The sequence below is a fragment of the Kitasatospora sp. NPDC087314 genome (assembly GCF_044744365.1).
Taxonomy (GTDB): Bacteria; Actinomycetota; Actinomycetes; order Streptomycetales; family Streptomycetaceae; genus Kitasatospora.
Map to the genome: position 1 here is coordinate 47935 of NZ_JBIUYE010000014.1, position 13968 is coordinate 61902.

Here is a 13968-nt window from a genome sequence, read left to right on the forward strand (position 1 = left end):
CACGGCAGAGCCCCCCAGGCCCCGCTACCGGGCATCCAGACCACGGGACGTGGCGCAGCTTGGTAGCGCACTTGACTGGGGGTCAAGGGGTCGCAGGTTCAAATCCTGTCGTCCCGACAGGGGTTCGCCCCATTGTCGCAGGTCAGAGGCCGTTTTCTCGTTCGCGAGGAAGCGGCCTTCGGCGTGTGCTGCGGCCTGCCTCTCACATTCGTCTCACGGTTTTCACGGTTCGACTCCGTGTGCGGAGGCTACTCGGTGCCGGGAGCTGGTGACTGTATGCGCTGTTCCTGCCCATGTGTCCGATCTGTCGATCACTGCTACGGGTTCGATGGTTGCTCGTCGTGATCTCAGATTCCGGCTGAAGGGTTCGCACTTGACGCTTCTGTCATCGATCAAGTGCGCGCCGACAGGTCCAGAGGCGGCCCAAGTGCCGGATGAGTCGGGCGATGATGAGGCGGCCGCAGCTGACTTCGTCGCGCGGCGCGATGTGCGGCCGCTCCTGGCGCGGCGTCAGGTATCTGGGGGGCGAAAATCCAGTCAGTCCTGGCTGGCTCTGTACACGAGTTCCCGCATGGCCCGCTCCCGCCTACTGGCGAGCTTTCCTCGGAAGGGCCGCCGGACGCGTGGCCTGGCGGCCAACGACCGTTGTGGCTCAGGTCGGCCAGAAACCTGATGCGGTCGAGGGCATCGACAGTTGAGACCTCCTCCGGCGGTAGCTGAGCGCGCCCCACCAGGTAGCGGCTCGCAAGGAACGCCCTGGCTGCCAGAAACGCGGCCAACTCCCGGTCGTCGATTTCTCCGCTACGGGACGGGCCCGGCGGCAGGCGTCGTGACCACAGAAGATGCTGCCAAGGTCGGCTCTGACGCCGTCGGCCTTGGCTCCCGGCCGTTCGAATCCTCGGTCCGCAGGAGTTCGACGACGATCTCGATGCCGAGCGCGTAGGCCGGCGCGCCGGAGGTGATGAGCGAGGTCTCGGCGACTCCGACGAGGTCGGCGATGGCGGCGCCTGCGTGGAGCGCTCCGCGGGCGTGGATCCGAGCCGGGTCGGCGCGCCCGAGAGCGAGCAACTGCCCGAAGTGGACCAGCTGTTGAACCCGTCCGCCGAGTGGGCTGTCGGTCAGGACGAGGTGTCGCAGTGCCGCGAAGGTCTCCTCGGTGGGGAGCCGGCCGAAGGTCTGGGCCACCCGCAGGCGGTCCTCCACCGCGCCGGGGACGAGGCCGAGCGTCGCGCGATAGCGCTCACGTAGGGCTTCGGCGCGCTGCGCGAAGGCGTGGTCCGTGCGGTCAGTCTGGTCCGCGTGGTCTGTTTCGACGGTCATGACGCGACCCGTGCGATCGAGGTTCGGACGGACTCCAGGGCGCCTTCGGGGAAGTCCACGGCCCCGCCGATCGCCGCTGCGGCGAGCTCCGCTTCGGCGCTTTCCTCGATCGCCACCACGAGTTGGCCGGTGGCCGCCGCGTCCGGGCCGAAGACCAGCAGGCCGTGGTTGGCGAGCAGGACTGCGGAGGTCGTCGGGCGTCGTTCCAGGACCTCGGCGATACCCCGGACCGACACGTCCGACCCGCGCGGCCCCCACGGCACCACCGGTACCTCCTCGGCCTGTCCGAAGCGCAGCATCGGCTCGGTGCGGCAGGGCAGCGGCCGGTGGGCCACCGCGAAGGCCGTCGCGGCGGGCGAGTGGGTGTGGATGATCGCGCCCACGTGTGGGCGGGCGCGGTAGACGACGCTGTGCATGGTGATGATCTCGACGCTGACGGACCGCAGTTCTCCCGCCAGGACCCGCCCGTCGAGACTGACGGTCGCCAACTGGTCGGGCTGCAGGTCGCGGACGAACCCCGGGGTCAACAGGAAGCGCTCGGCGTCGAGCCGCACGCTCAGGTTGGCGTGCCCGGAGTGCGACATCACCCCCGCCACGAACAGCTCCCTGGCGGCCTCGACGAGCTGGTGAGCCCGGCTCTTCAGTTCAGTTGTGGCTGTCATCTCGTCATCTCCGAGTTCCTCGGCCAGCGGCCGGCCCTTCCGCCTCCGCTGCGCACGCATCACTCTGCGACTTGAACTAAGGTTCAAGTCAAGCGCGGGGCGGACACGGCGATAGGCAGGAGCGAAGCGTGCGCATGACGATCGGTCAGCTCGCCGAAAGCACCGGAGTACCCGCGTCGGCCATCCGGTTCTGGGAGCGCCACGGCCTGCTGCCCGCGCCCGAACGGCAGGGCGGGCAGCGGCGCTATCCGCCGCAGGCCGCGGAACGGATCGTGCTGCTGCGCAAGTTCCAGCAGGCCGGACTGAGTCTGGCCGAGATCGGTGAGTTCCAACAGGACCAGCCGCGCAGGCAGGCCGTGATCCGCGGCAAGCTCGTCGAGATCGAGCAGCGCATGGTCGACCTCGACCACGCCCACCAGCTCCTGCTCCATGCCCTCCAGTGCGGCAAGAAGGACATCGTCAGTTGCCCGACCTTCCGAGAGCAGATGGCGACGTGGCGCCCGTCCACCTGACGGTGATCGAGGAGGGTGTGTGATCCCCAGTTGCCGTGGACCGGGAGTGTGTCGTTGAGGGCTGTACTGCTCACCGGACGCAGGGCCTGTGTCGGAGTTGATCGCCGCTCCTGATCGGCGTGCCGTGCTGGACGATCCCGCCGACGTCGGCCGGCCGATGGTGTCGGCGTGAGTCCCGGCGGGGGCGTCTGCCCGGTCAGTCGGGTAGGAAGGGCTGAGCCCAGTCGGTGAACCGCTGCCCCAGCTCCGCCTGTGCTGCTGCGACGACGGCGTCCGGGTCCTGTGTCACGGGCAGGCCGAATTGCCGGTCGAGCCAGGCGACGAATTCGCCGTGGCCCTTGCTGTTCCGGTGGTCCCGCCCGCGGTAGAAGTAGGCACTGTCCCACCACACCGAGATCTCCGAGTCGAAACCGAGGAGCTGGAGCAGCTCCCGCAGATTGCGCGCGACGACATGCTGTCCGCCCTCGTCCCCGAAAACGACTACGGGCAGGGTGGCGAGGTCCGCTCGGTCGTCGAGCCGCCAGAGCGCGTAGAACGAACCGGTCCCGTTGGCCTGTGCGAAGGGAACAAGCCGGGTGGTGAATTCCGGCTCCTTCGACCAGCCGGCTACGAGCCCAGAGGTGTCTCCGTACTCGAACAGCTCGAACCCTTCGGCGTAGTACTCAAAGCCGAGCCTGTCCTGCAAGTCCTTCAGCAGGTTGAGCTCCGCGACGGGCGAGTACGCGCCGTTCATTGCATCTCCGAGGCTGGTTGTGGTGTACGTGCCGACCGGCATACGACGGATCGTAGAAGCTTCCACTGACGCACGCCGGACTTGCCGTCCGCGATCACCTGCTCGACGACCGTGTGCTGCCAGGTGCTGGAGCTCGGTCTGGAGCGTGGTGAAGGGGCTGTCGGTGAAGACGGGGGGGTAACGCCAGGCGGTGAACAACTTGCCCTGACCAGCGGCGGATTCAGCGCTCAGCCGGGGGACGCGGCGCACGATGAGGAGGGCGGTGACCTGCTCGGCTTTCCGACGTGAGAGACGGTCACATAGCGGATTCCCGCTGACGTGTGGAGTATGTCGAGTTCCTGTCATGCCGGATTCGGACAGTGCAGACGGCTGTCTCCGGAAGTGCTTCTCCACGCACTCTTGCCGACGGCACGGCCGACCGCCTCGTGCGCCCCACAGGGCGAGCAGGCGTGTCGGCTCCGGTACGCAGAAGGAGTTCTCGTGAAGAAGACGCTCGCCTGGGCCGTCACCGTTGTCACCGCGGCCACCTGCGCCCTCGGCGCCTCCCTGCCGGCAGCGGCGGCGGACGGCACGACGGCCACCGCCGGCGCCGCGGCCTCCGCCTACGGGCTCGACACCTCCTCGCTCACTCCGCATCAGCGGGATCTCGTCGACAAGATCCTGACCGCGATGCCGGCCGGCTGGCAGGAGCGGGCCGCCGCCACCGCCGCCGAGTTCGGCGTGGACGACACCCCGTGGGCGAACATCCTCGACGGCGTCATCAACCCGGGCGACTACCAGTGCAACAACACGGCGCTGACGGCCTACGCGAGGGACACGCTCAAGGACGCCGACCCGGTCTTCCGGTATGCCCTGCCAATGATCGGGGTGGGGACCCTCGCCATGTACGACGCGATGCTGACCGCCGACGATCCCAAGTCCACCACCTTCGGCGTCAACGGCGAGTACACCAACGAGCTGAGGTCCGAAGGGAAGGATCTCAAGAAGTTCTGGGACATCAACTCCGACGACATCCAGATCGTGCCGATGCACGGCGGCGACGTCTTCTCCTCCCCGGAACGGCTGGCCCGCGCCCTGTACATGCAGGTTCCCATCGGCAGCGTCGAGGGCAAGCTCCCCGTGGCCCGGTGGCTCATCGAGCTCATCAACTCGGAGCCCGCCCTCAAGGGCGGCGCCAACCCGTACTTCACCTTCAACGCGATCGCCTACACCGAGAAGGGCAGCTCGCACCCGCGGGGCCTCTCCGACCACATCGTCGTGGGCGACGGCATCCTGCAGGGCATGGCAGCCGTGGGTCTGGGCGACACCGCTCCGCGTAGCATCCTCGCCCATGAGTTCGGCCACCACGTGCAGTTCGAGGACAACCTGATCTCCAACACCGCACTGACCGGGCCGGAGGCCAGCCGCCGCGTCGAGATGATGGCGGACGCGTTCGGCACGTACTTCCTCACCCACTCGCGCGGCGAGGCCCTCAACAGCAAGCGGTTGCTGGCCTCCGAGCAGTCCTACTACCAGGTCGGCGACTGCGGCTTCCGCAGCTACGGGCACCACGGCACGCCCAACCAGCGCCTCGCGGCGTCCACGTGGGCCGCGAGCGTCGTCAACGACGCCGCCGACCAGGGCCACATCCTGCCCTCGCTGAAGCTCGGCGAGCTCTTCGACGCGAAGCTGCCCGACCTCGTGAAGCCGGACGCGACGAACTGAGGACGTACCCGGGTGCGCGGCCCGGCGCCGGTGCGGGCCCCGCACCGCACCCGGGCCGCGCACCCGGGCCGCGGACGTGCGGGTCCACCGCGACGAGACCCACCGACGGCGGCAGCCCGTACCGCCGGCCGCGGTGGAAGCGCGGTATCAGGCCGGTCGTCGCCCGCCGCGGGGTACCGCACGGCTCGGCTCCTCAGAGCCAGCCGCGACGGCTGGCCTGGACGCCGAGCTGGAACCGCGTCCGCGCGCCGAGGAGCTCCTGGAGGCGGGTGATGCGGCGGGCCACCGTCCGCTCGCTGACGCCGATCTCGCGGGCGATCGACTCGTCGGTCAGACCGCCACTGAGGTAGGTGAGCAGCTGCCGGCTCTCGACTTCGGGAGCCGTCCCGGCGTCGTCCGCCGCCTCGGCGGCGGCCGGCAGCGGGACGGCGATCTGCCAGAACGACTCGAACACGCCGATCAGCGAGTCGAGGAGGTCCGATCTCCGCACGAGGATGTGGTGCCGACGGTCCCAGTCGCCGGCCGGGGGGCACACGAGGGCGAACCGGTCGTCGCAGATGCCCATGTTCAGCGGGACCTCGGGAAAGACGCGGGCCCGTTCCCCGAGGTCGACGGAGGTCCGGACGGCCTGCCGGGCGGCCCCGTCCCGCAGTACCCGGGACCCGTAGACGACCGTGCACGTGACGCCGCGGGTCAGCGCCTCCCGGCAGCCGGGGGCCAGCACGTTGGGTCGTGCGGATCGGCCGGTGAAGCCGATGGTCAGGCCGCGCACCCGTTCGGTGGCCTCGTCGTAGAGCCGCCGGACCAGTGCGCTGCGGGCCGCCTCCGTCCGGGCGACTTCGATGTAGTCGGCTCCGTCGGCGTGGTGGTGGTCGCGCCAGAAGCGGGACAGTTCCTCGACGCCGTCGTGCAGGGCGGCGAGTTCCTTGGTGCGCTTGTCCACCACGACGTCCAGCGCGGCGCGCGGGGGTCGGGCGACCAGCCGTGTGCCGTCCGGTTCGACCAGGCCGAGGCCGGTCAGTTCGTCGACGGCCTTGCTCATGGCGTGCGAGGTCACCCGCAGGGCGCCTGCCAGTTCGGCACGGGTCAGCGGGCCGCGCTCGACGAGGAGGAGGTAGGTGTTCTCGGCCGTATCGTTTATACCTATACCGCGGAGCGAATACATATCCTCGATCGTCTCATGGGACGACCGGATGCGGCGAGCGAAACTGTCGTCCTTCCGCCGCCGGTGGGTCGACTTTGACGGGATGTCAGGCCGCCTGTACCCAGCAGCGCCAGGGCGGAACCGAGGGCGACGGTGTCCGCGCCCGCGCTGCCCGTACCGCCACGGTCGTGCCGGGTGATCGTCACGAGGGGCGGCGACATGGGTATGCCGCCGCCTCCGCCGCTGCCCCGGGCCTACGCCGGGAGGTGCCACTTCTGGTTGTCGCCGGCCTTGCAGTCCCAGATGATCAGCTGGGGGCTGCCGAGGCTGTAGCCGGGGTCGTCCAGGCACTTGCCGGACTGGGGGTTCATCAGGGTGCCGTCGGCGCGGGCGACCCACTGCTGGGCGCCGCCGCCGTTGCAGTGGTAGAGCTGGACGACGGTGCCGTTGGCGGTGCCGCTGTGCAGGACGTCCAGGCACGCGCCGAGGGCCCGCACCGTGCCGTCGCCGGGCAGTGTCCAGTTCTGGCCGGCGCCGCCGGTGCAGGCGGCGAGGGTGACCGGGGTGAAGTCGGCGGTGGAGCCGTTCCTGTCGTCCAGGCACCAGTTGTTCAGGCCGGTCACCGGGCCGGGGCCGCTGCCGGTGCCGAAGGTGGTGCGGCCCCAGACGTCGAGGATGGGTGCCACGTCGGCTTCGTCGCCCAGGTGGGGCAGGCCGTACATGTCCTCGACGGTGCGGAGCATGCTGTAGTGGTTGATCGTCTCGCTGTAGCTGCCCGGGTGGACGTTCGCGCCGTAGAAGACGGTGGGCATGTGGTTGGCGGAGGTGAAGTTGTCCTCGTCCCACGTGACGATCAGCAGGCTGTTGTGGGTCTTGGCCCACTCCGCGTAGCCGCCGAAGACGTTCTTGACCCAGGTGTCGCCGCCCGGGATGCTGCCGTCGTGCATGGACTCGTGCTCGTTGCCGTGCGCGAAGGTGACGGCGGGCAGGGCGGCGTAGCCGGCGGCTGCGGTGGGGAAGCCGCAGTCCTGGCCGGCGGTCGGGGACGGGCAGGTCAGCCACTTGTCGACCGGGTTGGGGGCGGTGGCGGTGCCCGGCAGGTCGGCGAAGCGCAGCCAGGCGGCGGGGGTGGCTTCGTCGGAGTAGTCGGCGAAGCCCAGGCCGTGCTGGATCAGCTCGTTGGGCAGGTTGTCCCCGTCGACCGAACCGGGTGACGGGGGAGTGCTGTTGGTCAGCCCATGGGTGGAGCCGGACAGGAGGGCGTAGTAGTTCGGCAGGCTGGGGTGCCACTCGCCGTGCGCGTCGCTGAACGACGCACCCGTCTGCGCAAGGGAGTTGATGTACGGGGCCTGGGCGATGTTGCCGATGACGTCGCCGTAGTCCTCGTTCTCCATCATCACGATGACCACGTGGTCCGGACGCGGCAGCGCCGCGGAGTCCGTCGTGGCGGTCGTCGTGGAGGCCGCCGCGGAGGGCGTGGCGGCGGTGGCGGGTCCGGCGACGGCGCCCACGAGCGAGACGGCGGCGGCCATGACGGCGGCCGTGAGCCCGCCCGGCGTTCGCCGCCGGTTTCGGACGCTCGGAAAGAGCTTCTGCGTGATCACGGTCGGTTCCTCCGAGGGGGTGGGCAGGTTCCGATCCGGTCAACTCCCGTGCGCACGCGGGCGTCCAGCTGGCTGGGCGTCGGGCATCGTGACCACTCACCGTCGCCCGCCGCGCTGACCGGACAGCGGTGACGTTAGCGCGAATCTGCTTGATTCGGAGCTCTTTCGCGCATATTTGATCACCTGCCGGACGAGCGACCACGGGCCCGCCGCAGGGGATTCACCCTGCCGCGCCCAGCCTCGCTGTGCCGACGGCACAGCGAGGCTGGGCGCGGGCGTTCGCCGCTCAGCCGCGCAGGGGTTCGGCCAGTCGTCCCAGCAGGCCCGCGATCAGGGCTGTTTGCGCGGGGACCGTGTCGGGGTAGATGAACTCGCCCTGGGCGTGGGCGCCGTCGCCGACCGCGCCCATGCCGCACAGCACCGGCAGGCCGAGGGCGGCGACGAAGTTGGCGTCGCTGGCGCCGCCGACGGCGGCGGCGGGCAGTCCGTCGCGGCCCTGCTCGCGGGCGACTTCGCGGGCGAGGCCGAGGAGCGGGGCGGAGGCGGCGTTGAGGGTCATCGGGGGCCGGTTCCAGGCGTGGTCGATGTCGATGCGGACGCGCGGGTCGCTGACCTTGATGGCCTCCAGCTCCGTGTCCACGCGCTCCCGTTCGGCCTCGCTGCTGACCCGGATGTCGACGCTCGCGGTGGCCTGCCCGGCGACGACGTTGGCGGCGGAGCCGCCCGTGATGAGCCCGGGGTTGATCGTCGTGCCCCTGTCGGGGGCGGCGACGGCTGCGGCGGCGACCACGAACTCGGACAGCGCGGTGATGGCGCTGGCCCCGTCCTCGGGCGCGAGCCCGGCGTGCGCCTCGACGCCGCTGGCGGTGACGCGGAAGGTCCCGTTGCCCTTGCGGGCGGTCTTGACCGCGCCGTGCGCGCTCGGCTCCAGCACCAGCGTCACGTCGGCGTGGTGCGCGACCTCCTCGATCACCGGGCGCGAGGACCGGGAGCCGACCTCCTCGTCGCCGTTGAAGACGAAGGTGACCGTGGGCACCGGGGCGCCGTACTCCCGGGCGAGCTTGAGGGCCCAGATGCCCTGGGCCAGGCCGGTCTTCATGTCGAAGATGCCCGGCCCGCTGAGCCTCTCCCGGCCGTCCGACTCGGACGGCGCCCAGCCGGCGAGGGTGCCGGTGGGCCACACGGTGTCGTAGTGGCCGACCAGTGCGACGTGCCCGGGGCCGGTGCCGGGGTAGGTCAGGGTGAGGGTGTCTCCGCGCTCGCCACCGCGGTGGCGGTGCTCCTCGCCGGGCAGCCCGAGTCGGTGGACGGCCAGATCGTGCAGGAGGTCCCGACCGGCCGCCAGGCCGGCCAGGTCGTAGCTGCTGGTCTCCTGGCCGACGAGGGTCATGATGTCGGTGACGATCTCCGAGGAGACCTCGTGGGCGCGGTCGGTGAGGGCAACTGTGGCGGGGTTCATGATCGACTTTCTCGTGCGGACGGATCGGGTCGAAACGGTGGACGGGCGGCTCAGCCGATGCCGAAGGGGATGCCGAGCAGGTACCAGGCGAGGAAGAAGGCGACCCAGGCGACCCAGGCGACGGCGGCCACCGGGAGGGTGAAGGAGGCGAGGGTGCCGATGCCGGCGTCCTTGCGGTACTGCCGCAGGTAGGCGACGGCCATCATGAAGAACGGGCTCATCGGCGTGATGCACTTGGTGACCGAGTCGGCGACCCGGTACATGGCCTGGGTGGCCTCCGGGTGGACGCCGACGAGCATCAGCATCGGCACCAGGACCGGGGCGACCAGCGCCCACAGTGCGGAGCCGCTGGTGACCAGCAGGTTCATCACCGCGATCAGCACGGCGACGCCGAGCAGCACGAGCCAGCCGCTGAGGTGCAGGTCGCGCAGGGTCTCGGCGCCTTTGACAGCGAGGATGTCGCCCAGCTTCGTCCACTTGAAGTAGGCGAGGAACTGGGACATCGCGAAGAACAGGACGATGGTCGGTGCCATCGACTTGGTGCCGTCGGCCATCGCGGCCATCACGTCGGGGGTGCCGCGGAAGGTGCCGGCGAGTCGGCCGTAGATCCAGCCGATCACGGCGAAGAACACCCCGAGGACCATCGCCATGCCGCTGAACACCGGCGAGTTGAGGATGCCGCCGTGGTCGCCGCGCAGCGGCGAGTGGGTCGGGATCATCGCCGCGACCAGGAGCGCGGCGAGGCCCAGCGTGACCAGTCCGGCCCCGCGCAGCGCGCTGCGCTGCCGCGCGGTCGCCTCGATCTGCTGTGCCTCCGCCTTCTCGGCGATCGGCGCGGCGGCCACCGGCTCGTCGGGCTCCAGGTCAGAGCGCCGCACGAGGACCGTCTCGACGACGACCGTGATCACGAACGCCATGAGGACGGACGACGCGAGCCCGAACCAGTAGTTCGACAACGGGGTCACCACCGCGTGCGGGTCGATGACGTGGGTGGCGGCCGTGGACATCGACGACAGCAGCACATCGGTCGTGGTGAGGACCGGGGAGGCGTTGAAGCCCGCGGAGACCGACACGTAGGCGACGACGCAGCCGAGGACCGGACTGCGGCCGGCGGCCCGGTAGAGCGCCGCGCCGAGCGGGATCAGGGTCACGTACGCGGCGTCGCCGGCGACGTGGCTGACCATCGCGGTCAGCGCCAGCGCGAAGGTCAGGTAGCGGCCCGACGCCCGCGCGACCAGGCGCCGTAGAAGTGTCTCGAACAGCCCGCTCTTCTCGGCGACGACGATGCCGAACATCACGATGAGGACCGTCGACAGCGGCGGGAAGTTCGCGAAGTTCTCGACGGCGTGTCCGACGACGAGGTTGAACCCGTCCGTGCTGAGCAGGCTCTGCACCTCGATGGTCTTGTGCGTCCCCGGGAGCACGGCGCTGACGTGCTCGGCGGCCAGTACGGCGCTGAGTACGGCGACGACCGCCGCGAGGCCCCAGAACAGCCAGAACGGGTCGGGCAGCCGGTTGCCGGCCTTCTCGATCGCCGCCATCGCGCGGTTCATGGCGCGCATGGATGGCGAGCCGGGCTCGGTCTCCCGCGACTCGGTCGTGGTGGCACTCATGGCTACCCTTTCGGCACTGCTGAGGGACGTTTTCGCAAACAATGGCATCCAAGTGAGAGATTTGCTAGATCTTCTATGTCACGATGGGATCAACTGGCAGTCTAAGGTACGGAAACATGACTGGGCCTCTCCTCGACGAGCTCGACCGGCGCCTGATCGGGGCGCTGCACGTAGCCCCCCGGGCCACCTGGGACGACATCGGCGCGATCCTGTCCGCCGACGCCGGCACCCTCAAACGCCGCTACGACCGGCTGCACAAGGCCCGCATGGTGCGCGTGGTCGGCCAGGCCGACTGGGGCCTGCACTCCACGGCGATGCCGGTCCACGTCTTCCTGGACACCACCGGCGAAACCCCGCTGGCGGTCCTGGGGCGGCTCCGTGACCTTCCCCACGTCCAGCGGCTGGCGCAGATCTCCGGCGACTACCCCCTCTACGCCGTGATTCACGCCCCGTCCGAGGCGGCCACCAGCGAGGCGATCGACCGGCTTTTCTCGATCCCCGGTGTCCGCCGCGTCAACGCCCTGCCCGCGCTCAGCACCCTGCGCCGGGGCGCCACCTGGGACCCGCAGTTCCTCACCGACGCCGAGCGCGCCGGCCTGCTGGAACTCGCCGGGGTCGGCCCGGAGGGCACCGCGACGGCCAACCCGCCCGCCAAGCCCCTCAGTGATGCCGAGCGCAGCGTCGTCACGCAACTGATCCAGGACGGCCGGGCCTCCGCCGCGAGCATCGCCCGCGCCGCCGCCCTGCCCACCTCCACCGCACACCGGGTGGTGCGCCGGGTCCTGGACGAGCGCTGGGTCAAACCGCGCCTGGAGATCGTGTCGGAATGGCTCGGCTTCCGGACCCCGTTCATGCTCCGCCTGCGGGTCGCCCCCGGCGGGACCCCCGAGGTCATGCGGCGCCTCGACCAGCTGCCCCAGACCCGCCTCGCCGTACACGTCGCCAGCGACCTGTCCGTCCTGTGCACCGGCCTGGTCACCGACCGCTCCGCCCTGGCGGCCTTCATCGATGAGGAGCTCGCCGAGATCCCGGGCATCCTGGCGGTCAGCGTCTACGTGACGCTCGCCGAACCGCGCCGCTACTGGCTGGACCGGGACCTCGCCTCCGGCGCCCTCGGCACCTTCCACGCGCCCACGCTGCTCTGAACGGGCCTTCGGGGGCGGGTCGTCCGGGGATTCCCGTATTTCCGTCGGCCTGATTCCCGCTGACCGTCGCCCCCTCCCGCCCGGAGCCTCCGCGAGCGCAACCCGCCTGTCGCTCGCGGGACTTGAGACTGTAGTACCCCATCATGAAAAGCACGAGCGGCGTCGGCGTGCTCGACAAGGCCACCTCGATCCTCGGCGCCTTGGAGGCCGGCCCCGCCAGCCTGGCCGGACTGGTCGCCGCCACCGGCCTGGCCCGGCCAACCGCCCACCGACTCGCCGTCGCACTCGAACACCACCGACTGGTCGCCAGGGACCTGCCGGGCCGGTTCATCCTCGGCTCCCGACTCACCGAACTCTCCGCCGCAGCGGGCGAGGACCACCTGTCGGCCGCCGCCGGCCCGGCCCTGACCCACCTGCGTGATGTCACCGGTGAGAGCGCTCAGCTCTACCGCCGTCAGGGCGAGAATCGCATCTGTGTGGCCGCCGCCGAGCGGCTCTCCGGCCTTCGCGACGCTGTCCCCGTCGGCACGACCCTGCCCATGAAAGCCGGCGCTGCCGCGCAGATCCTGCTCGCCTGGGAGGAGGCCGAGCGCCTCCACCGTGGCCTGCAGGCCGCCCGCTTCACCGCCACCGCGCTCAGCGGCGTGCGGCGCCGCGGCTGGGCCCAGTCCATCGGCGAACGCGAGCCCGGCGTCACCTCCGTCGCCGCCCCCGTCCGCGGCCCGTCCAACCGGGTTGTGGCCGCCATCTCTGTCTCAGGCCCGATCGAACGGCTCACCCGCCACCCCGGCGCACGCCTCGCCCGGGCGGTCGTCGAGGCCGCCAACCGCCTCACCGAAGCCCTGCGCCATCCCTGACCGGCCCCGGCGGCTGCCGACGGACACGGGCACGGCGTTGAGTTCGGCCGAGGCCGGAGTTGACCACCTGCCTGTGATCACGCCACGGACGGCCATGCCCGTCCACCTGCGGCAACAAGGGAGCTGTCCGCTCCATCCGTCAACTCACCTCGACCAGCTACAAGATCAATTGTCAGACAGGCCTTACAGCGTGTCCTACGTGGTAGCTGAGTCGTTGGACCGGTCATGGGGAGTGGTGGGTGGGGTTGGATTGTTCCTGGCGGCTTGTGGGATCTGGTGGAGCCGTTGCTGCCAGCAGCGCGGGTGCGCCCGCAGGGCGGCGGCACGGCGAACCTGGACGACGAGGCGGTGTTCGCCGCGATCGTCTACGTGCTGACGACCGGGTGCGCGTGGCGGCACCTGCCGCTGTGCTTCGGGCTGTCGAAGTCCACGGTGCACCGCCGGTTCACGCTCTGGACCAGGGACGGGCTGTGGGGCCGGCTACGGCGGACGATGCTGGAGCGCCTGGTCGCCGCGGACGTGCTCGATGTGTCGCGCGTGATCGTGGACTCGGTGCGCGTGCGCGCGAAAAAAGGGGTCTCCATACCGGTCCCAGCCCCGTCGACCGGGGCAAGCCCGGCTCCAAGGTGCATGTCCTGTCCGACCGCTCCGGGCTGCCCCTCGTCGTCGGTATCTCCGCCGGCAACACCCACGACCAGCACGGTCTGATCCCGCTCGTCCAGGCTCTCCAAATGAAACACGACCCGGAACGGGGCCTGCACTACAAGCCGCGCAAGGTCCACGCAGACAAGGCCTACGACAGTCCCGACCTGCGGAAATGGCTCCGTCGGCAGCAGATTCTGCCCCGGATTGCCCGCAAGGGCGTCGAGTCCAGCCAGACCCTGGGTCGCCACCGCTGGGTGATCGAGCGCACCATGGCCTGGCTCACCGGCTACCGCCGCATCGCTCGCCGCTACGAACGCAATCACCTGCTCTGCCTGGCCTTCTGCGACCTCGCCGCCGTCATCACCTGCCACAAGCGGCTGGCGATTGCCGGACCAAGGCGGGTTGGGTTGCATCCCAACTGCTCGGGACCGTTGTAGTGCCGGTCGCCGCGCGTCCTGCCGCCCTCGGGCAGACAGCGCGATCTTCCCCGCGCCTGGGGTTCAAGCGAAGCTGGAATCGCTCGTCCAGGTGACTGGCGCGGTGGCGTGTTGGCCGTCGGGTGCGGGCGCG

At 70.3% G+C, this 13968-nt stretch carries 12 protein-coding genes, 1 tRNA gene and 1 pseudogene; 6 read left to right on the top strand and 8 right to left on the bottom strand.

The features are described from left to right. Window positions 1–43: 43 nt before the first annotated feature. Window positions 44–117, top strand: a tRNA-Pro gene (locus ACIO5E_RS28365). Window positions 118–801: 684 nt separating this feature from the next. Here the strand turns inward: ACIO5E_RS28365 and ACIO5E_RS28370 are convergent. Both ACIO5E_RS28370 and ACIO5E_RS28375 read right to left on the bottom strand, forming a co-directional pair. After that, a complete protein-coding gene (locus ACIO5E_RS28370) occupies window positions 802–1320 on the bottom strand; it encodes a carboxymuconolactone decarboxylase family protein (protein ID WP_400673099.1) in 519 nt (172 codons plus the stop codon). After that, a complete protein-coding gene (locus ACIO5E_RS28375; protein WP_400673102.1) occupies window positions 1317–1982 on the bottom strand; it encodes a class II aldolase/adducin family protein in 666 nt (221 codons plus the stop codon). Before ACIO5E_RS28375 ends, ACIO5E_RS28370 begins: the two co-directional genes overlap by 4 nt. A 134-nt stretch (window positions 1983–2116) precedes the next feature. Here ACIO5E_RS28375 and ACIO5E_RS28380 point away from each other — a divergent pair, with 134 nt between their 5' ends. After that, window positions 2117–2494 carry a MerR family transcriptional regulator gene (locus ACIO5E_RS28380; protein WP_400673104.1) on the top strand — a complete coding sequence of 126 codons (378 nt, stop codon included), beginning with the start codon at window positions 2117–2119 and terminating at the stop codon, window positions 2492–2494. Window positions 2495–2690: 196 nt separating this feature from the next. Here ACIO5E_RS28380 and ACIO5E_RS28385 read toward each other — a convergent pair whose 3' ends face one another. Next, a complete protein-coding gene (locus ACIO5E_RS28385; RefSeq protein ID WP_400673107.1) occupies window positions 2691–3269 on the bottom strand; it encodes a hypothetical protein in 579 nt (192 codons plus the stop codon). 438 nt (window positions 3270–3707) lie between these two features. Between ACIO5E_RS28385 and ACIO5E_RS28390 the strand changes: the two genes are divergently transcribed. Then, window positions 3708–4931, top strand: a complete 1224-nt coding sequence (locus ACIO5E_RS28390) for a hypothetical protein (RefSeq protein WP_400673110.1) — start codon at window positions 3708–3710, stop codon at window positions 4929–4931. A 193-nt stretch (window positions 4932–5124) separates the two neighbouring features. Here ACIO5E_RS28390 and ACIO5E_RS28395 read toward each other — a convergent pair whose 3' ends face one another. From ACIO5E_RS28395 to ACIO5E_RS28410, 4 genes are all read right to left on the bottom strand, one after another. Next, a complete protein-coding gene (locus ACIO5E_RS28395; protein WP_400673113.1) occupies window positions 5125–6096 on the bottom strand; it encodes a LuxR family transcriptional regulator in 972 nt (323 codons plus the stop codon). A gap of 233 nt (window positions 6097–6329) precedes the next feature. Continuing rightward, a complete protein-coding gene (locus tag ACIO5E_RS28400) occupies window positions 6330–7679 on the bottom strand; it encodes a ricin-type beta-trefoil lectin domain protein (protein ID WP_400673116.1) in 1350 nt (449 codons plus the stop codon). Window positions 7680–7965: 286 nt separating this feature from the next. Further along, window positions 7966–9138 carry a M20 family metallopeptidase gene (locus ACIO5E_RS28405; RefSeq protein WP_400673119.1) on the bottom strand — a complete coding sequence of 391 codons (1173 nt, stop codon included), beginning with the start codon at window positions 9136–9138 and terminating at the stop codon, window positions 7966–7968. 50 nt (window positions 9139–9188) lie between these two features. Beyond that, on the bottom strand, window positions 9189–10751 hold the full coding sequence (locus ACIO5E_RS28410; RefSeq protein WP_400673122.1) for an AbgT family transporter: 1563 nt from the start codon (window positions 10749–10751) through the stop codon (window positions 9189–9191). A gap of 116 nt (window positions 10752–10867) precedes the next feature. On the opposite strand from ACIO5E_RS28410, the gene ACIO5E_RS28415 reads away from it, so the two are divergent. After that, window positions 10868–11896, top strand: coding sequence for an Lrp/AsnC ligand binding domain-containing protein (locus tag ACIO5E_RS28415; protein WP_400673125.1), 1029 nt, complete (start codon window positions 10868–10870; stop codon window positions 11894–11896). A gap of 143 nt (window positions 11897–12039) precedes the next feature. Further along, window positions 12040–12753 carry an IclR family transcriptional regulator gene (locus ACIO5E_RS28420; protein WP_400673128.1) on the top strand — a complete coding sequence of 238 codons (714 nt, stop codon included), beginning with the start codon at window positions 12040–12042 and terminating at the stop codon, window positions 12751–12753. A 10-nt stretch (window positions 12754–12763) separates the two neighbouring features. Here the strand turns inward: ACIO5E_RS28420 and ACIO5E_RS28425 are convergent. Beyond that, a pseudogene (locus tag ACIO5E_RS28425) lies at window positions 12764–12923 on the bottom strand (transposase); the annotation flags it as partial. Between the two features lie 55 nt (window positions 12924–12978). On the opposite strand from ACIO5E_RS28425, the gene ACIO5E_RS28430 reads away from it, so the two are divergent. Next, window positions 12979–13835 (top strand): IS5 family transposase gene (locus ACIO5E_RS28430; protein WP_400673130.1). Its coding sequence is split into 2 segments (ribosomal slippage): window positions 12979–13327 and window positions 13327–13835, totalling 858 coding nucleotides; the frame shifts between segments, so codons are not numbered across the junction. Window positions 13836–13968 lie beyond the last annotated feature (133 nt).